The 17,169-nt window shown below is 71.2% G+C and carries 17 protein-coding genes; 6 read left to right on the top strand and 11 right to left on the bottom strand.

The features are described from left to right. Window positions 1–4: 4 nt before the first annotated feature. Window positions 5–400 carry a superoxide dismutase, Ni gene (gene sodN, locus ACGFZL_RS23180; RefSeq protein ID WP_355169669.1) on the bottom strand — a complete coding sequence of 132 codons (396 nt, stop codon included), beginning with the start codon at window positions 398–400 and terminating at the stop codon, window positions 5–7. A 144-nt stretch (window positions 401–544) separates the two neighbouring features. Here sodN and sodX point away from each other — a divergent pair, with 144 nt between their 5' ends. Beyond that, on the top strand, window positions 545–976 hold the full coding sequence (gene sodX, locus ACGFZL_RS23175; RefSeq protein ID WP_355169976.1) for a nickel-type superoxide dismutase maturation protease: 432 nt from the start codon (window positions 545–547) through the stop codon (window positions 974–976). Here sodX and ACGFZL_RS23170 read toward each other — a convergent pair. Further along, window positions 880–1,509 (bottom strand): CGNR zinc finger domain-containing protein, encoded by a 630-nt coding sequence (locus ACGFZL_RS23170; RefSeq protein ID WP_393694318.1) that lies wholly within the window; start codon window positions 1,507–1,509, stop codon window positions 880–882. The genes sodX and ACGFZL_RS23170 overlap by 97 nt on opposite strands. A gap of 98 nt (window positions 1,510–1,607) precedes the next feature. Between ACGFZL_RS23170 and ACGFZL_RS23165 the strand changes: the two genes are divergently transcribed. Then, window positions 1,608–2,387 (top strand): class I SAM-dependent methyltransferase, encoded by a 780-nt coding sequence (locus ACGFZL_RS23165; protein WP_393694316.1) that lies wholly within the window; start codon window positions 1,608–1,610, stop codon window positions 2,385–2,387. A gap of 83 nt (window positions 2,388–2,470) precedes the next feature. On the opposite strand, the gene ACGFZL_RS23160 is transcribed toward ACGFZL_RS23165, so the two are convergent. The 3 genes from ACGFZL_RS23160 to ACGFZL_RS23150 are packed head-to-tail and all read right to left on the bottom strand — an operon-like array spanning window position 2,471 to window position 5,177. Then, entirely contained in the window at window positions 2,471–3,244 is a 774-nt protein-coding gene (locus ACGFZL_RS23160) for an amino acid ABC transporter ATP-binding protein (RefSeq protein WP_355169675.1), read from the bottom strand. Further along, the gene (locus tag ACGFZL_RS23155) at window positions 3,241–4,176 is read right to left on the bottom strand and encodes an amino acid ABC transporter permease (protein ID WP_393694314.1); all 936 of its coding nucleotides are present in this window, start codon (window positions 4,174–4,176) and stop codon (window positions 3,241–3,243) included. The genes ACGFZL_RS23160 and ACGFZL_RS23155 overlap by 4 nt, the downstream gene beginning before the upstream one ends. A 38-nt stretch (window positions 4,177–4,214) precedes the next feature. Next, window positions 4,215–5,177, bottom strand: a complete 963-nt coding sequence (locus ACGFZL_RS23150) for an ABC transporter substrate-binding protein (protein ID WP_355169679.1) — start codon at window positions 5,175–5,177, stop codon at window positions 4,215–4,217. A gap of 562 nt (window positions 5,178–5,739) precedes the next feature. On the opposite strand from ACGFZL_RS23150, the gene ACGFZL_RS23145 reads away from it, so the two are divergent. The 4 genes from ACGFZL_RS23145 (at window position 5,740) to ACGFZL_RS23130 (ending at window position 8,918) form a co-directional block, all read left to right on the top strand. After that, window positions 5,740–6,969, top strand: a complete 1,230-nt coding sequence (locus tag ACGFZL_RS23145; RefSeq protein ID WP_355169681.1) for an NADP-dependent malic enzyme — start codon at window positions 5,740–5,742, stop codon at window positions 6,967–6,969. 147 nt (window positions 6,970–7,116) lie between these two features. Then, window positions 7,117–8,085 carry a zinc-binding dehydrogenase gene (locus tag ACGFZL_RS23140; protein ID WP_355169683.1) on the top strand — a complete coding sequence of 323 codons (969 nt, stop codon included), beginning with the start codon at window positions 7,117–7,119 and terminating at the stop codon, window positions 8,083–8,085. Window positions 8,086–8,151: 66 nt separating this feature from the next. Continuing rightward, window positions 8,152–8,361, top strand: a complete 210-nt coding sequence (locus tag ACGFZL_RS23135; RefSeq protein WP_355169685.1) for a helix-turn-helix domain-containing protein — start codon at window positions 8,152–8,154, stop codon at window positions 8,359–8,361. After that, on the top strand, window positions 8,361–8,918 hold the full coding sequence (locus ACGFZL_RS23130; protein WP_355169687.1) for a Clp protease N-terminal domain-containing protein: 558 nt from the start codon (window positions 8,361–8,363) through the stop codon (window positions 8,916–8,918). Before ACGFZL_RS23135 ends, ACGFZL_RS23130 begins: the two co-directional genes overlap by 1 nt. Before the next feature lie 7 nt (window positions 8,919–8,925). Here ACGFZL_RS23130 and ACGFZL_RS23125 read toward each other — a convergent pair whose 3' ends face one another. From ACGFZL_RS23125 to ACGFZL_RS23100, 6 genes are all read right to left on the bottom strand, one after another. Further along, window positions 8,926–9,921, bottom strand: a complete 996-nt coding sequence (locus tag ACGFZL_RS23125) for a PadR family transcriptional regulator (RefSeq protein ID WP_393694310.1) — start codon at window positions 9,919–9,921, stop codon at window positions 8,926–8,928. Window position 9,922: 1 nt separating this feature from the next. Next, complete coding sequence (locus ACGFZL_RS23120; protein ID WP_393694308.1) at window positions 9,923–10,765, bottom strand: DUF4097 domain-containing protein; 843 nt, start codon at window positions 10,763–10,765, stop codon at window positions 9,923–9,925. Between the two features lie 115 nt (window positions 10,766–10,880). Further along, window positions 10,881–11,063 (bottom strand): DUF6104 family protein, encoded by a 183-nt coding sequence (locus ACGFZL_RS23115; RefSeq protein ID WP_355169693.1) that lies wholly within the window; start codon window positions 11,061–11,063, stop codon window positions 10,881–10,883. Between the two features lie 130 nt (window positions 11,064–11,193). Then, window positions 11,194–15,102, bottom strand: a complete 3,909-nt coding sequence (locus tag ACGFZL_RS23110) for a multifunctional oxoglutarate decarboxylase/oxoglutarate dehydrogenase thiamine pyrophosphate-binding subunit/dihydrolipoyllysine-residue succinyltransferase subunit (protein WP_393694306.1) — start codon at window positions 15,100–15,102, stop codon at window positions 11,194–11,196. Between the two features lie 205 nt (window positions 15,103–15,307). Beyond that, window positions 15,308–16,420: an ATP-binding protein gene (locus tag ACGFZL_RS23105; RefSeq protein WP_393694304.1), complete on the bottom strand. Its 1,113-nt coding sequence runs from the start codon at window positions 16,418–16,420 to the stop codon at window positions 15,308–15,310. Further along, window positions 16,417–17,157, bottom strand: coding sequence for a response regulator transcription factor (locus ACGFZL_RS23100; RefSeq protein WP_355169699.1), 741 nt, complete (start codon window positions 17,155–17,157; stop codon window positions 16,417–16,419). The genes ACGFZL_RS23105 and ACGFZL_RS23100 overlap by 4 nt, the downstream gene beginning before the upstream one ends. Between the last annotated feature and the right edge of the window lie 12 nt (window positions 17,158–17,169).

The following is a 17,169-nucleotide window of genomic DNA, read 5'->3' as shown; positions in this document are numbered from 1 at the left end:
GAGATCAGGCCTTCTTCGTCTCCCAGAAGATCTTGTCGATCTGGGCGATGTAGTCCAGCGCCTTCTGGCCGCTGGCCGGGTCGGTGGACGCCTTGGCGGCCGAGAGGGCCTTCAGGGTGTCGTTGACCAGCTGGTGCAGCTCCGGGTACTTCTCGAAGTGCGGGGGCTTGAAGTAGTCGCTCCACAGCACGGAGACGTGGTGCTTGGCGAGCTCGGCTCGCTGCTCCTTGATGACGGTGGCGCGCGCCTGGAAGTGAGGGTCGTCGTTTCCGGCCATCTTCTCCTGGACGGCCTTGACCGACTCCGCCTCGATGCGGGCCTGGGCGGGGTCGTACACGCCGCAGGGCAGGTCGCAGTGGGCGCTGACCGTGACCCTGGGGGCAAACAGGCGGGAAAGCATGCAGCGTTCCTTCCTCGTGATCGTCTTCTCAGGGTGGACATTACTCCCTGCGGACGTCGTTTTCGCGAGTGCCCCGGTGGGCTTAGGACAAAAGTCCGGGGTGAGACTGAGACTGGTGGAGGAATGACCGGGGAGGTACCGGAGATGCCGGAGCTGTCGCAGGAGTCCGAGCGCGGAGGACCGCTGCCGTTCGGTCCGGCCGACGTGACCGGGCCGTCCATGGTGCCGACCCTGCACCACGGGGACGTGCTCCTCGTGCACTGGGGCGCCGGTATCAGGCCCGGTGACGTGGTCGTGCTGCGCCACCCCTTCCAGCAGGACCTGCTCGTGGTCAAGCGGGCCGTCGAACGGCGCGGGGCGGGCTGGTGGGTCCTCGGGGACAACGCCTTCGCGGGCGGTGACAGCACCGACTACGGGGTCGTACCCGAGGAGCTGGTGCTCGGCCGGGCGCGGCTGCGCTACCGGCCGCCCCGGCCGGATCAGCGCTCGCCGCTCGCCGTCGCGCGCTGGGCGCTGGCCGCCGTCCGCCCGGTGCTGTCAGACCGGTCCGCCTCCAGGCGCTTGCGGGCCCGGTAGGCCGCCACGTTGGCGCGGGTGGCGCAGCGGTCGGAGCAGTAGCGCCGGGAGCGGTTGGTGGAGGTGTCCAGGTAGGCGTTGCGGCAGGGAGCCGCCTCGCACAGGCCGAGGCGGTCCACGCCGTACGTGGTGAGGTGGAAGGCCAGGCCCATCGCCGCGATGGCCGCGTAGCCGGCGGTGGCGTTGGACGGGTGGTCCGCCAGGTGCATGTGCCACAGCGGGCGGCCGTCGTCGTCGCGGTGGTCGTGCCCGGAGATCTGCGGGCTCACCGGGAACTCCAGGAGCAGCGAGTTCAGCAGGTCCACCGCCAGCGTCTCGTCGCCGGCGTCCGCGGCCTCGAAGACCGCGCGCAGCCGGCCCCGGACCGAGCGGAAGCGGGTGACGTCCGCCTCGGTGGCCCGCCGGGCCGCCGACTGGCTGACGCCGAAGAGGGCGCGCACGGCCTCTACCGAGGTCAGCGCGTCGCTCCCGCGCGTCGGCTCCTCGGTGTTGACGAGGCGCACCGCGTAGTCCGAGTAAGAGGCCAGGTCCACTTGTAGTCCTTACCGAGGGGCTCTATGGTCGTGCCTGCGGCCAGGTAACGGCTGACTGCGGTTCCAGGGTATTACGTGACGACCGTTGGAGGGGCTCCATGACGGACGCGGACACCGGCAGCACCACGGCGAGCGGTGCCGACTGGCACGCCTGGCAGGAGAGCTGGGACCGGCAGCAGGAGTGGTACATGCCGGACCGGGAGGACCGCTTCCGGATCATGCTCGACATGGTCGAGGCGCTGGCCGGCCCCGCGCCCCGGGTGCTCGACCTGGCCTGCGGCACCGGCACCATCACCGCACGCCTGCTCGCCCGCTTCCCGGACGCCACCAGCACCGGCGTCGACCTCGACCCCGCGCTCCTCGCCATCGCCGAGGGCACCTTCGCGGGCGACGAGCGGGTCGGCCTGGTCACCGCCGATCTCAAGGACCCCGACTGGCCGGCCCGGCTGCCGCACCGGTCGTACGACGCCGTCCTGACCGCCACCGCCCTGCACTGGCTGCACAGCGAGCCGCTCACCGCCCTGTACGGGCAGATCGCCGGGCTGGTCCGGGACGGCGGGGTCTTCATGAACGCCGACCACATGATCGACGAGGCCACGCCCCGGATCAACGCCGCCGAGCGCGCCCAGCGGCACGCCCGGATGGACGAGGCGAGGAAGGGCGGCGCCCTGGACTGGGCCGAGTGGTGGCAGGTGGCCGGCCGCGACCCGGTGCTCGCCGCGCCCACCGCCCGCCGCTTCGAGATCTACGGCGAGCACGCGGACGGCGACATGCCCTCGGCCACCTGGCACGCGCGCGTACTGCGCGAGCAGGGCTTCGGCGAGGCCCGGCCGGTGTGGTGCTCGCCGTCGGACACGCTGGTGCTGGCGGTCAAGTAGCCGCCGGACAGGACAGGCCGCCGGCAGGACAGGGGAAGGGGCGGTACGGGAGACCCGTACCGCCCCTGCGGAACCCGGCGGCGTCAGAGCACCTTGGACAGGAACGCCTTCGTCCGCTCGTGCTGCGGGTCGGTCAGCACGTCGCGCGGGTTGCCCGACTCGACCACCACGCCGCCGTCCATGAAGACCAGGGTGTCGCCGACCTCGCGGGCGAACCCCATCTCGTGGGTGACGACGACCATCGTCATGCCGGACTCGGCCAGGTCGCGCATGACGTCCAGGACGTCGCCGACCAGCTCCGGGTCGAGGGCCGAGGTCGGCTCGTCGAACAGCATCAGCTTGGGGTCCATGGCGAGGGCCCGGGCGATGGCGACCCGCTGCTGCTGGCCGCCGGAGAGCTGCGAGGGGTAGTTGCCGGCCTTGTCGGCCAGGCCCACCCGCTCCAGAAGCCGGCCCGCCTGCTCCCGGGCCTGCGCCTTGCTCACGCCCTTGACCTGGATGGGCGCCTCGATGACGTTCTCCAGGGCCGTCATGTGCGGGAACAGGTTGAAGCGCTGGAAGACCATGCCGATGTCCCGGCGCTTGAGGGCGACCTCGCTGTCCTTCAGCTCGTAGAGCTTGTCGCCCTTCTGGCGGTAGCCCACCAGCTCCCCGTCCACCCACAGCCGCCCGGCGTTGATCTTCTCCAGGTGGTTGATGCAGCGCAGGAAGGTCGACTTGCCCGAGCCGGAGGGGCCGATGAGGCAGAACACCTCGCCGGACTTCACTTCCAGGTCGATGCCCTTGAGGACCTCGACGGGGCCGAAGGACTTGTGGACACCTTCCGCCCGGACCATGGCGGGCGAGGGCTGCGTCATGCCGAGGCTCCCTTCGGACGGCGCGTGGGCAGTACGGCGTTGGTGAAGCGCTGCAGCGGCGTGGGCGGCAGGCTGCGGCTGGAGCCGCGGGCGTAGAACCGCTCGATGTAGTACTGGCCCATGCTCAGGACCGAGGTCATGATCAGGTACCAGGCGGCGGCGAGGAAGTACATCTCCACCGTCGAGCCCGCGTTCTGGCCGATGTCCTGCGCCTGCTTGAACAACTCGGAGAACTGGACCGCCGACACCAGCGAGGTGGTCTTCAGCATGTTGATGACCTCGTTGCCCGTGGGCGGCACGATGACGCGCATCGCCTGCGGGATCACGATCCGGCGCAGCGTCTTCATATGGCTCATGCCGAGCGCGTGCGACGCCTCCGTCTGGCCCTCGTCGACCGAGAGCAGACCGGCACGGCAGATCTCGGCCATGTAGGCGGCCTCGTTGAGACCGAGGCCGAGCAGCGCCGTCAGCAGCGGGGTCATGAACGAGGACCAGTAGTCCTTGTAGATCGGCCCCAGGTTGATGTACTCGAAGACCAGGCCGAGGTTGAACCAGACGAAGAGCTGGACCAGCACCGGGGTACCGCGGAAGAACCAGATGTAGAACCAGGAGATGGACGAGGTCACCGGGTTCTTCGAAAGGCGCATGACGGCGAGGAGGATGCCGCCGACGATGCCGATCACCATGGACAGCACGGTCAGCAGCAGGGTGTTCCAGACACCGTCGAGAATGCGCTCGTCGAAGAAGTAGTCGGGAATGGCACCCCAGTTGATCTTGCCTTGCGCGAAGGCGTAGACCACGGTGCCCAACAGGGCGAGTGCCACGGCCGCCGACACGTACCGCCCCGGGTGCCGGACCGGGACAGCCGTGATGGTGTCCGGCCCGGAGGGGGGTGTCGACGGACCGCTCGTCTTGCTGACGTCAACAGTCACGGGTGGAGCCTTTCGGAGCCGAGTCGAGCGCTGGCAGTTCAGGAGCCGCCGTTGATCTTCGCCTCGGTGACGGCGCCGTCGGCGACGCCCCACTTGTCGACGATCTTCTTGTACTCGCCGTCGGCGATGACCGCCTTCAGGGCGGCCTGCAGCGCGTCGCGCAGCTCGGTGTTGTCCTTGGCGACCGCGATGCCGTAAGGCCCCGCCTCGACCTGGTCGCCGACCATCTCGAAGTACTTGCCGCCGCCGGAGTTCTTCACGGAGTACGCGGCGATCGGGAAGTCGGCGGAGACGACGTCGGCGCCCTTGGAGCGCATGCGGGTCTCGGCCTCGGGGTTGGTGCCGAAGGGCTCGATCTTCAGGGTCTTCTTGCCGCCCTTCGTGCACTTGGCGGCCTGGTCCTTGGCGAGGTCGTGGGAGAAGGTGTTGCGCTGCACGGCCATGGTCTTGCCGCACAGGTCGTCCCAGCTCTTGATGGACTGGTCGTCGCCCTTGTTGGTGTAGAGCGAGACGCCGGCCGTGAAGTAGTCCACGAAGTCGACGCCGGCCCCGACCTTCTTGCCGGTGTCGGAGTCGACGCCCTCCTGGCGGCTCTTGGTGTCGGTCATGGCCGACATGGCGATGTCGTAGCGCTTGGAGGCGAGACCGCCGATGAGGGTGTCGAAGGTGCCGTTCTCGAACTGGAACTTCACGCCGAGCTGCTTGCCCATGGCGTCCGCGAGGTCGGGGTCGATGCCGACCGTCTTGCCGGAGTCGTCCTTGAACTCCACCGGCGCGTAGGCGATGTCCGAGCCGACCTTGATGACGCCCTTGTCGCGGAGGGCCTTCGGCAGCTTGTCGGCGAGCGGGGCGCCGGCGGCGGACCCGCTGTCGCCGGAGTCGTTGTCCTTGGTCTGGTCGCCGCATCCGGAGAGCAGGAGGACGCCTGCGACCGCGAGCGCGCCGACCGCTGCTGGCCGGAAGTGCGCGGCGGTCGTACGACAGATGGAGCGTGCGGTCATGGTGGCCTCCGGCGGATGAGGATGTTGCCGATGGGGACGGGACGCCGGCCGGGGACCGGCAGGCGCCGCGGGTCGTCGAGTGCACACGTCTTCGAGTGCCGCGACCTCGTGCGATGACGGCATCTTGCCATTCGGACTCGGCTGTTCAGGGGGATGCCGATGTCAAAATCGGATAACGGGCGACTCGCCGAACCGGGCCAGGCCGGACATCGTGACCGAACCCGTGCCAGAACTTGCGGTGCCGGGCGCCTCCGGCCGGAAGATCTCCGGTGTGAGACGGGCTCGGGAAGTGTCCGGATGCCCGGGTATGAGCCATGTCACCGGCATGCGGCGTTCGGGGTCCGACATGTGGGCGTGCTCCCATCCGACTCGTCGGCGGGGGTGTCCGTCGGGTAAGAAGGTTCTTTACACCCCTCATCAGGGGCTCAGGACGCGTGTGCGGCGCGTCCGTCGCCCGAGGACCCGCGTGTATCAACGGTCGTGTCCTCGTGCGGTGCCCGCCCACCCCTCACCAGGAGTGGAAACAAACCCTCAGACCAGAACACTTAAGGGGTAAGACAAAGTGGCAGCGGAGATCGTCAATCCTCGCAGCGACAGTGACGCCGGTCCGGATCGGGAGGCGGGGGCCGAGCCCCTGGACACCTTCGATCCCGCGTTCGCGCTGCACCGTGGCGGCAAGATGGCCGTGCAGGCCACCGTGCCGGTCCGGGACAAGGACGACCTGTCCCTCGCATACACGCCCGGCGTCGCGAAAGTGTGCAGCGCGATCGCCGAGCAGCCCGACCTCGTGCACGACTACACCTGGAAGTCCTCCGTCGTCGCCGTCGTCACCGACGGCACGGCGGTCCTGGGCCTCGGGGACATCGGGCCCGAGGCCAGCCTTCCGGTGATGGAGGGCAAGGCGATCCTGTTCAAGCAGTTCGGCGGCGTGGACGCGGTCCCGATCGCGCTCGCCTGCACGGACGCCGACGAGATCGTGGAGACCGTGGTCCGCCTCGCGCCGTCCTTCGGCGGCGTGAACCTGGAGGACATCTCGGCGCCCCGGTGCTTCGAGATCGAGCGCAAGCTCCAGGAGCGCCTGGACATCCCGGTCTTCCACGACGACCAGCACGGCACGGCCGTCGTCACCCTCGCCGCCCTGCGCAACGCGGCGCGGCTCAGCGGGCGGGCGCTCGGCGAGCTGCGCGCGGTGATCTCGGGCGCGGGCGCGGCCGGGGTCGCCATCGCCAAGATGCTGGTCGAGGCCGGCATCGGCGACGTGGCCCTTGCCGACCGCAAGGGCATCGTCTCGGCCGGCCGGGCGGACCTCACGCCGGTCAAGCAGGAGGTGGCCTCCTTCACCAACAAGGCGGGGCTCTCCGGCTCGCTGGAGGACGCGCTCGCGGGCGCCGACGTCTTCATCGGCGTCTCCGGCGGCACGGTGGCCGAGGAGGCGGTGGCCTCGATGGCGAAGGGCGCCTTCGTCTTCGCCATGGCCAACCCGAACCCGGAGGTGCACCCGGAGGTCGCGCACAAGTACGCGGCCGTGGTCGCCACCGGGCGCTCGGACTTCCCGAACCAGATCAACAACGTGCTGGCCTTCCCCGGCATCTTCGCCGGCGCGCTCCAGGTGCGGGCCTCGCGGATCACCGAGGGCATGAAGCTCGCCGCGGCCGAGGCGCTGGCCTCCGTCGTCGGCGACGACCTCGCCGCCGACTACGTGATCCCCTCGCCGTTCGACGAGCGGGTCGCCCCCGCCGTCACGGCGGCGGTCGCGGCGGCAGCCCGCGCGGAGGGTGTCGCGCGGCGCTGACGGTGTGACGCCCCGCCCGTGGTGAACGGCCCCGTCCTGATGGGCGGGGCCGTTCGCGTTCCCCCGGTGGGGCGCCGCTGGCAAGAGGGTGTGTGTCACAGGGCGCCACGGTTCCGTGACCGGGGCGCGGACCCTATCGTCGGCCCCATGTTCGCTGTCTACGCCGCCCGAATCGACCGCGACCGGCCGCTGGCCGGGCTGGAGTCCGGGGAGCGCCCGGCCCCGGAGGCCCGCCCCGGCTGGAGTGTCGTCGATGTCCGGGCCGCCTCCCTCAACCACCACGACCTCTGGTCGCTGCGCGGCGTCGGCCTCCCCGAGGAGCGGCTGCCGATGATCCTCGGCTGCGACGCCGCGGGCGTCGACGCGGACGGCAACGAGGTCGTCCTGCACTCCGTGATCGGCCAGAGCGGGCACGGGGTCGGGCCCGCCGAGCCCCGGTCCATCCTCACCGAGCGCTACCAGGGCACCTTCGCCGAGCGGGTGGCCGTGCCGACCTGGAACCTGCTGCCCAAGCCGAAGGAGCTGTCCTTCGCGGAGGCCGCCTGCCTGCCGACCGCCTGGCTGACGGCCTACCGGATGCTCTTCACCAACGCCGGTGTGCGCCCCGGTGACTCGGTCCTCGTGCAGGGCGCCGGCGGCGGGGTGGCCACGGCCGCCATCGTGCTCGGCAAGGCGGCGGGGCTCCGGGTCTTCGCCACCAGCCGGGACGAGGCGCGCCGCAAGCGGGCCCTGGAACTGGGCGCCGTGGAGGCGGTGGAGCCGGGGGCGCGGCTGCCCCAGCGGGTGGACGCCGTGATCGAGACGGTGGGCGCCGCGACCTGGTCGCACTCGGTGAAGTCGCTGCGGCCCGGCGGCACGCTGGTCATCTCCGGCGCCACCAGCGGGGACCGGCCCTCGCACGCCGAGCTGACCCGGATCTTCTTCCTGGAGCTGAAGGTCGTCGGCTCGACCATGGGCACCAAGGACGAGCTGGAGGACCTGCTGTCCTTCTGCGCTGCCACGGGGGTCCGGCCGGTCATCGACGAGGTGCTGCCGCTGGACCGGGCGCGGGAGGGCTTCGAGCGGCTGGAGTCCGGGGAGCAGTTCGGCAAGATCGTGCTGAACCCGGGCGGCTGAGGCTCCGCCGCGCGCCCTCTGTCATCCAAGGTTGACAAGCCTCCCGTGTCAACCTAAGTTGACCTCATGAGCGAAGCCACGGATCTCGCCGCACGGGCGGGTGATCGCGACCCCCGGATCGGGCTGCGCGCCGTCGCCGCGCTGCGCCGGCTGCTGGAGCAGCTGGAGGCGGTGCAGGTGCGGGGCGCGCGCGAACAAGGGTGGTCGTGGCAGGAGATCGCCACGCAGCTCGGGGTCAGCAGGCAGGCCGTGCACAAGAAGTACGGGAGGCAGTGATGTTCGAGCGGCTCACCCAGGACGCCCGGGCCGTGGTGCAGGGCGCGGTGGAGCATGCGGGGGAGGCGCGGGGGCGGGTCGTCGACGCCGACCATCTGCTGCTCGCCCTCCTGGACCGCGAGGGCAGCCGGGGCTCCTTCGCCCTCGCGGCGCTCGTCGGCGACCGGCGCGACGCGGTGCGGCAGGCGCTGCGCGAGGCGCGCCGGCACGCCGGCCTGACCCGGGCGGAGACCGACGCCCTGGCCGGCCTCGGCATCGACGTCGCGCAGATCGTCGCCCGGGTGGAGGAGGCGCACGGCGCCGGCGCACTGTCCGGTGACCGCAAGGACAGGGGCCGGTGGTCCGGCCGGCGCAGCTTCAGCCGGGGGGCCAAGGACGTCCTGGAGAAGTCCCTGCGCATCGCCGTCGCCCGGCACGACCGGCACATCGGCGACGAGCACCTCCTCCTCGCCCTGACCGTCCTGCCCGGCGTCCCCGCCGAGGTCCTGGCCGACCACGGCATGACCTACGCGTCGCTGACCCGAGTGCTGGGCGAACCGGGGGCGGCCTGCGCCTGACCCGGGGTCAGCTCTGCGGGGAGCGCAGTATCACCCCGATGTGCGCCGCCGCCGTCGACAGGTGGTGGCGGGCGTCTCGGAGCTGGTCGGGGGTGACGCCGTGGTCGCGGGCCGCGTCGCGGACGTCGTCACGGAAGCGGTCCAGGAGGCGGTCCAGGTCGCGGGCCGGGTCGCCCGTCGACTGCGCGGCGTCCTCGTGGGCCCAGGCCGGGACGTAACCGGCCGGGAAGTCCTCGGGGGTCGTCGAGTACTCCGGCTGGGTCTCCGGGGCGGGTCGGCCGAGGCCCCAGTCCTTGCCGACCTCCTTGGCCAGGTCGGTCAGGCCCTCGCGCAGGCCCGTGGGCCAGTCGCCGCGGCCGAAGTGGGTCTGCACCTGCTCCTGCACGCGCTGCGCCAGGCGCTGCACCTGCTCCTGCGCCTGCGCCGCCGCCCGGTCCTGGGCCTCCTTGGCCTGCCGCCGGGCCCGCTGCGCCTCCTCACGGGAGCGCCGGCTCTCGTCCTTGGCGCGCCTGGCCTGCTCCTTCCACTCCTGCTTGACCCGGCGCATCTCCTCCTTGGCGAGCCGCCACGCCTCGCCCTCGCCGACGGGCCCGGCGTCCTCCGTACCGCCGCCCTGGCGGGCCGCGCCGGCCGCCTCGCGCATCTCGCGCCGCAGGTCGCCCGCGGCGCCGCGCACGTCGGCCCGGATCTCGGCGGCCAGCTCCGCCACGGAGTCGCGGATCTCCAGCTCCAGGTCGGCCAGCTCGCCGCTGCGGTCGGCCAGCTCGGCGCGGCCGGCGTCCGTGATGGCGTACACCTTGCGGCCGCCCTCGGTGGTGTGGGTGACCAGGCCCTCGGTCTCCAGCTTGGCCAGGCGCGGGTACACCGTGCCGGCCGAGGGCGCGTACAGGCCCTGGAAGCGCTCCTCCAGGAGGCGGATCACCTCGTACCCGTGGCGCGGGGCCTCGTCGAGCAGCTTGAGCAGATAGAGGCGGAGCCGGCCGTGGGCGAAGACGGGGGGCATGTCAGAGCACCTTCTTGTCGGTCGGGGCGCCCTCGCTCGCCGGGCGGCGCAGCAGGGCGATGGAGCCGCTCACCGTGGTGGCCTTGAGCCGGCCGTTGCCCGCGCCGAGGCGGCCGGTGATCCGCTTGGCGCCCCACTGCCCGGTCACCCGGAGGTCCTCGAAGGCGCTGGAGACCGTGCCGCTGGCGGTGTTGGCCTCCACCTGGGCGTCGGCGGGCCCCGGCAGCCGGATGGCGATCTCGCCCGAGACACTGTTCAGGCCGATGTCGGTGGGCCGCCCCGAGTCGTCGATGTCGACGATCATCGAGCCGCTCACCGAGTCGGCCCGCACGCAGGAGCCGGCCTCCACCACGGTCAGGTCGCCGGAGACGGAGCGGAACCGCAGGTCACCGGCGAGCGCCTGCGCCTCCACGGCGCCGGAGACAGTGTCCGCGCTGACCGGCCCGGTCAGCCGCACCAGCGTGGTGTCCCCGGAGACGCCGCGCACCTCGGTGCGGCCCTCGACCCCCGAGACGACCGCCGCGGCGCTCACCGCGCCCACCTCCACGCGGGTGTCGGCCGGCACGGCCAGCGAGACGACCGCGTGGCGCCGCCAGCCGTCGGGGTCCAGCCACTTGCCCTTGAGGAAGCCCCGCCAGGGCAGGTCCTCATAGGCCACCGTGAGTGTGCCGCCGCGATGGGTCACCCGCAGGGGCGGCCCCTCGATCTCGGTGACCTCCAGGCGGGCGGAACTCTCCTCCGTGCCCACCACGTTGACCGTTCCCCCGACGATGCGCACCTGGAGCGCGGTCACCGGCTCCTCGAACGTGAGCGCATCCGGCTCCGCCACCGACCACTCGGACATGGTGCCGACCTCCCTGGACCTGAACCCGCGAACGCGCCATATCGCGTCTCCCACGAATGACGATATATCGCGGGCACGGAAAGTCAAGACACTCTTTCGGGTTACGCGCCCCCGACTACTCCTCGTCCTCGTCGTCGTCCAGCCGCGCCAGCCACGTCGCCAGCCGCTCGACCGGCACCTCGAAGTCCGGGTTCAGGTCCACGAAGGCCCGCAACTGCTCGGCGAGCCACTCGAAGGTGACCTCCTCCTCGCCGCGCCGCTTCTCCAGCTCCTCGATGCCCCGGTCGGTGAAGTACACCTGCTTGCTCCTCTGCGATGTCCGAAAGGCCCATGTCCAAAAGGTCCATGTCCGAAAGGTCCAGGGTAGGCCGAGGGCCCGGCCCCCCGAGTCGCTGCGGACTCGGGGGCCGGGCCCTCGTAGTGCGGGGTTACGCCTCGTACACCTCGCGCACCAGCTGCTCCTGCTCCGCCTGGTGCCGCTTGGCCGAGCCGACCGCCGGGGAGGAGCTGTGCGGGCGCGAGATGCGCCGCAGCCGCTCGCCGTGCGGGACGTCGGCGCCGACCGCCAGGTCCAGGTGGTCGATCAGGTTGAGCGCGATGAAGGGCCACGCGCCCTGGTTCGCCGGCTCCTCCTGGGCCCACAGGTACTTCTCGGCGTTCGGGTACTTGGCGATCTCCGCCTGGATCTCCGCGCCCGGCAGCGGGTACAGCCGCTCGATGCGCAGGATCGCCGTGTCCGTCACGCCGCGCTTCTTCCGCTCCGCCTCCAGGTCGTAGTAGACCTTGCCGGCGCAGAAGACGACCTTCTTGACCGCGGCCGGGTCGACCGAGTCGTCGCCGATGACCGGGCGGAACTGGCCGGTGGTGAACTCCTCCGCCTTCGAGGCCGCCGCCTTCAGGCGCAGCATCGACTTCGGGGTGAAGACGACCAGCGGCTTGTGGTGCGGGTTGTGCACCTGCCACCGCAGGAGGTGGAAGTAGTTCGACGGCAGGGTCGGCATGGCGACCGTCATGTTGTTCTGCGCGCACAGCTGGAGGAAGCGCTCGACGCGGGCCGAGGAGTGGTCCGGGCCCTGGCCCTCGTAGCCGTGCGGCAGCAGCAGGGTGACGCCGGAGGTCTGGCCCCACTTCTGCTCGGCCGCCGAGATGTACTCGTCGACGATGGTCTGCGCGCCGTTGACGAAGTCGCCGAACTGCGCCTCCCACATCACCAGCGACTCCGGGCGGGCCAGCGAGTAGCCGTACTCGAAGCCCATCGCCGCGTACTCGGAGAGCAGGGAGTTGTAGACCGTGTACCGGGCCTGGTCCTCGGCCAGGTACAGCAGCGGCGTGAAGTCCTCGCCGGTGGCGCGGTCGATCAGCACCGCGTGGCGCTGGCCGAAGGTGCCGCGCTGGGAGTCCTGGCCGGCCAGCCGGACCGGCACGCCCTCCAGGAGGAGGGAGCCGACGGCCAGCGTCTCGCCCATGCCCCAGTCGATCGTGCCGTCCTCGACCATCGCCGCCCGGCGCTGCAGCTGCGGCAGCAGCCGCGGGTGCACGGTGACGTGGTCGGGGATGTTGACCTGGGACTCGGCGATCCGCTTGACGACCTCCGAGGAGACCGCCGTGTTCACCGCGACCGGGAACTCGGCCTGCGGGTCGGAGGAGGCCACCGAACCGGGCTGCGAGGTGGCCTCGCGGACCTCGGTGAAGACCTTCTCCAGCTGCCCCTGGTAGTCCTGGAGCGCCTGCTCGGCCTCCTCCAGGGTGATGTCGCCGCGACCGATGAGGGACTCGGTGTACAGCTTGCGCACCGAGCGCTTCTTGTCGATCAGGTCGTACATCAGCGGCTGGGTGAAGGCCGGGTTGTCCGACTCGTTGTGCCCGCGGCGGCGGTAGCAGATGAGGTCGATCACCACGTCCTTGTTGAACGCCTGGCGGAACTCGAAGGCGAGCCGCGCGACGCGGACCACGGCCTCCGGGTCGTCGCCGTTCACGTGGAAGATCGGGGCCTCGATCATGCGGGCCACGTCGGTGGCGTACATCGAGGAGCGCGAGGACTCGGGCGCCGCGGTGAAGCCGACCTGGTTGTTGATGACCACGTGGACCGTGCCGCCGGTGCGGTAGCCGCGCAGCTGCGACATGTTCAGGGTCTCGGCCACCACGCCCTGGCCCGCGAAGGCCGCGTCGCCGTGGATCGCCACCGGCAGCACGGTGAAGTCCGTGCCGCCCTTGTTGATGACGTCCTGCTTGGCGCGCGCGACGCCCTCCAGGATCGGGTCGACGGTCTCCAGGTGCGAGGGGTTGGCGCACAGGCTGACGGCGATCTGCTCGCCGTCCAGGCCGGTGAAGGTGCCCTCGGCGCCCAGGTGGTACTTCACGTCGCCGGAGCCGTGCATCGACTTCGGGTCGAGGTTGCCCTCGAACTCGCGGAAGATCTGCGCGTAGGACTTGCCGACGATGTTCGCCAGCACGTTCAGCCGGCCGCGGTGGGCCATGCCGACGACGACCTCGTCCAGGCGGGACTCGGCGGCCGAGTCCAGGACGGCGTCCAGGAGCGGGATGACGGACTCGCCGCCCTCCAGGGAGAACCGCTTCTGGCCGACGTACTTGGTCTGCAGGAAGGTCTCGAACGCCTCCGCCGCGTTCAGCCGGCGCAGGATGCGCAGCTGCTCCTCGCGCTCCGGCTTGGTGTGCGGGCGCTCCACGCGGTCCTGGATCCACTTGCGCTGCTTGGGGTCCTGGATGTGCATGAACTCGATGCCGGTGGTGCGGCAGTACGAGTCGCGCAGCACGCCGAGGATGTCGCGCAGCTTCATCATCGACTTGCCGGCGAAGCCGCCGACGGCGAACTCGCGCTCCAGGTCCCACAGGGTGAGCCCGTGCTCGGTGATGTCCAGGTCGGGGTGCTTGCGCTGCTGGTACTCCAGCGGGTCGGTGTCGGCCATGACGTGGCCGCGGACCCGGTAGGAGTGGATCAGCTCGAAGACACGGGCGGCCTTGGTGACGTCGTCGTCGTGGCTGGCGTCGATGTCCTTGAGCCAGCGGACCGGCTCGTACGGGATGCGCAGCGACTTGAAGATCTCGTCGTAGAACTCCTGCTCGCCGAGGAGCAGGTTGGCGACGACGCGCAGGAACTCGCCGGAGGCGGCGCCCTGGATGACCCGGTGGTCGTAGGTCGACGTGAGCGTCATGACCTTGGAGATGCCGAGCTTGTTCAGGGTGTCCTGGGAGGTGCCCTGGAACTCCGCCGGGTAGTCCATGGAGCCGACGCCCATGATGACCGACTGGCCGGGCATCAGGCGGGGCACGGAGTGCACGGTGCCCAGGCCGCCGGGGTTGGTCAGCGAGACGGTGACGCCGCTGAAGTCGTCCATCGTCAGCTTGCCGTCGCGGGCGCGGCGGACGATGTCCTCGTACGCCTGCCAGAACTCGAAGAAGTTGAGCGTCTCGGCCTTCTTGATGGCGGCCACGACGAGCTGGCGGTCGCCGTTGGGCTTCACCAGGTCGATGGCCAGGCCGAGGTTGACGTGCTCCGGCTTGACCAGGGTCGGCTTGCCGTCCTTCTGGCCGAAGGAGTGGTTCATCGTCGGCATGGCCTTGATGGCCTGCACCATCGCGTAGCCGATCAGGTGCGTGAAGGAGATCTTCCCGCCTCGGGCGCGCTTGAGGTGGTTGTTGATGACGATGCGGTTGTCGAACAGCAGCTTCACCGGGACGGCGCGCACGGAGGTGGCCGTGGGCAGTTCCAGGGAGGCGTTCATGTTCTTGGCGACCGCGGCGGCGGGGCCGCGCAGGGTGACCAGCTCGGGACCGGCGGGGGCCGAGTCCTCCTCGCCCTGCTTGCCGGCGGGGGCCTGCTTGGCCGGCGCGGGGCTCGCCTGCTTGGCGGCGGCCGGCTGCGCGGCCGGCTTCGCCGGCTGGGCGGCCGCGGCGGGCTTCGCGGGAGCGGCGGCGGGCTTCGCCGCGGGCTGCGACTGCGCGGGGGCGGCCTTGGGCGCAGTACCGGCCTGTGCGGGGCCGGACTGGGCGGGGGCGGCCTTGGCCGGGGCGGCCTGCTGGGGAGCCGGCTGCGAGGCGGCCTGCGGCTGCGCCGGGGCGGCCTGGGCGGGCGCCTGCGTCGGCTGCGCGGGGGCGGCCTGCTGCGCGTCCGGCGCGGCCGGGGCGGCGGGCGCGCCCGGCTTGTAGTCGGCGAAGAAGTCCCACCAGGCTCGGTCAACGGAGTTCGGGTCCTGGAGGTACTGCTGGTAGATCTCGTCGACGAGCCACTCATTGGGTCCGAACGCCGCGGCGGGGTTCTTGCCCGCTTGGTCGGCGTCGGTCGAGATGCTCGAGTTACTGGGGGACTGTGGCGACACGGCGGCAACCGCCCTCTTCCGCTTCACAAGGTGATGGACAGCGGGAATAAAGGCTACGCCTCTCCCAGGGGGGACGTCAGGCCGGGCCCGTCCATCGTCGCCTAAGTCACATCGCGAAGAGTGTTTCGGCTCACGAAATGACGGGAAACAAGCGTGGTTCCGCCGCGAACGGGAATCCGTGTGAACGAACTACGGCGACCGCAGGTCAACCCTGCGCGGCCGGGAGCCCCGGAAGGGTGATCAGGATCCGGCACCCCCGCTCGGACTCGGCCACCCCGATCCGCCCGCCGTGCAGATCCACCGCCCAGCGCGCGATGGCCAGGCCGAGACCCGTGCCCCCGTCGCTGCCCGGGCCGTGCGGCCGGGACACCGAGCCCCGGTTGAAGCGTTCGAACACCCGGCGCCACTCCGAACGCGGGATGCCCGGACCCTCGTCCATGACCTCCAGCTCCAGCGACTCCGGCTGCGCCCCGCGTCGCGCCCGCACCGTCACCCGGCCGTGCGCCGGGCTGTGCTTGACCGCGTTGTCGATGAGGTTGGCCACCACCTGGTGGATGCGCTCTGGGTCGGCGTGCGCGGTCAGCTCGGGCGGGGAGACGTCGAGGTGCAGGTGGACGTCGTTGCGGGTGTGGCCGCCGGACCCGGAGGCGAGGCCGGCCCGGGCGGTGGCGACCATGTTGGCCTCCTTGAGCACGCCCGACAGGTACGGCCACACCTCGAAGCGCCGCCTGCGCAGCGGGATGACGCCGTTGTCGAGGCGGGAGAGGTCGAGCAGCGTCTCCACCAGGCGGCCGAGCCGCTCGGTCTGCCGCAGCGCGGTGCGCATGGTCTCCGGGTCGGCCTCGGTGACGCCGTCCACGATGTTCTCGAGGACCGCGCGCAGGCCCGCGATGGGGGTGCGCAACTCGTGCGAGACGTTCGCCACCAGCTCCTTGCGCTGGAGGTCCTGGGCCTCCAGGTCGTCGGCCATGCGGTTGATGGTCTCGGCCAGGTCGCCCAGCTCGTCGCGGCGGCTCTCGCCGACCCGGCGGGTGTAGTCGCCGTGCGAGATGGAGCGGGCCACCGCGTTCATCTCGTCCAGCGGCGCGGTCAGCGAGTGCGCCACGAACTGCGTGATCAGCAGGGTGGCGATCATCGAGAAGACGGTGATGAAGCGCAGCTCCGTCTTGGTGTGCACCGCGATCACCGACAGGCCGGTGGTGATCAGCACCGAGGTGACGACCAGCGCGCCCAGCTTGGTCTTGATCGAGAACGGCCGCACGCGGCCCCAGGTGTCCCTGGGACCGCCGCCCGTCGGCTCCCCCCGGCCCAGGCTCATGGCGTCGGCGTCTCCAGCGCGTACCCGACGCCGTGCACCGTGCGGATCCGCTCGGCGCCGATCTTCCGGCGCAGCGCCTTGATGTGGCTGTCGACCGTGCGGGTGCCGGAGGCGTCCGCCCAGTCCCACACCTCGGCGAGCAGCTGCTCGCGGGAGAGGACCGCGCGCGGGGTGTTCGCCAGGCACACCAGGAGGTCGAACTCGGTCGGGGTGAGGTGGACGTCCTCGCTGCGCACCCGCACCCGGCGCTGCGCGTGGTCGATCTCCAGCTCGCCCAGGCGCAGGATGCCGCTGCGGGGCGTGGAGGCGGCCACGACGGCCCGCTCCACCCGGCGCAGCAGCACGTGCACCCGCGCGGCCAGCTCGCGCATCGAGAACGGCTTGGTCATGTAGTCGTCGGCGCCGACGCCGAGGCCGACCAGCATGTCCGTCTCGTCGTCGCGCGCGGTGAGCATCATCACCGGCACCGGGCGCTGGGCCTGCACGCGCCGGCAGACCTCCAGGCCGTCGAAGCCGGGCAGCATGATGTCGAGGATCAGCAGGTCGGGCTGCCACGCCTCGGCGGTGTCCACGGCGGAGGGGCCGTCGCCCGCCGTCTGCACCAGGAAGCCCTCGGCCCGCAGCCGGGTCGCGATGGCGTCCACGATCGTCTGGTCGTCCTCCACCACGAGCACCCGGCGCTGGGCGCCCTGGGTCGTTGCCGCCGTGCCGTTGTGGGAGGTCTGTGTCTGCTCCATCGCCCGCCCCTG

The sequence above is a fragment of the Streptomyces sp. NPDC048182 genome, assembly GCF_043202555.1.
Classification (GTDB): domain Bacteria; phylum Actinomycetota; class Actinomycetes; order Streptomycetales; family Streptomycetaceae; genus Streptomyces.
This window is presented reverse-complemented; position numbering and strand designations above follow the sequence as displayed.

Bases quoted from the DNA above. Each gene is read 5' to 3' on its own strand.
- ACGFZL_RS23120 (WP_393694308.1), bottom strand. From the start codon at position 10,765: ATGTCCGAGTGGTCGGTGGCGGAGCCGGATGCGCTCACGTTCGAGGAG.
- ACGFZL_RS23150 (WP_355169679.1), bottom strand. From the start codon at position 5,177: ATGACCGCACGCTCCATCTGTCGTACGACCGCCGCGCACTTCCGGCCA.
- ACGFZL_RS23125 (WP_393694310.1), bottom strand. From the start codon at position 9,921: ATGCCCCCCGTCTTCGCCCACGGCCGGCTCCGCCTCTATCTGCTCAAG.
- ACGFZL_RS23100 (WP_355169699.1), bottom strand. From the start codon at position 17,157: ATGGAGCAGACACAGACCTCCCACAACGGCACGGCGGCAACGACCCAG.
- ACGFZL_RS23130 (WP_355169687.1), top strand. From the start codon at position 8,361: ATGTTCGAGCGGCTCACCCAGGACGCCCGGGCCGTGGTGCAGGGCGCG.
- sodX (WP_355169976.1), top strand. From the start codon at position 545: ATGCCGGAGCTGTCGCAGGAGTCCGAGCGCGGAGGACCGCTGCCGTTC.
- ACGFZL_RS23105 (WP_393694304.1), bottom strand. From the start codon at position 16,420: ATGAGCCTGGGCCGGGGGGAGCCGACGGGCGGCGGTCCCAGGGACACC.
- sodN (WP_355169669.1), bottom strand. From the start codon at position 400: ATGCTTTCCCGCCTGTTTGCCCCCAGGGTCACGGTCAGCGCCCACTGC.
- ACGFZL_RS23165 (WP_393694316.1), top strand. From the start codon at position 1,608: ATGACGGACGCGGACACCGGCAGCACCACGGCGAGCGGTGCCGACTGG.
- ACGFZL_RS23140 (WP_355169683.1), top strand. From the start codon at position 7,117: ATGTTCGCTGTCTACGCCGCCCGAATCGACCGCGACCGGCCGCTGGCC.
- ACGFZL_RS23135 (WP_355169685.1), top strand. From the start codon at position 8,152: ATGAGCGAAGCCACGGATCTCGCCGCACGGGCGGGTGATCGCGACCCC.
- ACGFZL_RS23160 (WP_355169675.1), bottom strand. From the start codon at position 3,244: ATGACGCAGCCCTCGCCCGCCATGGTCCGGGCGGAAGGTGTCCACAAG.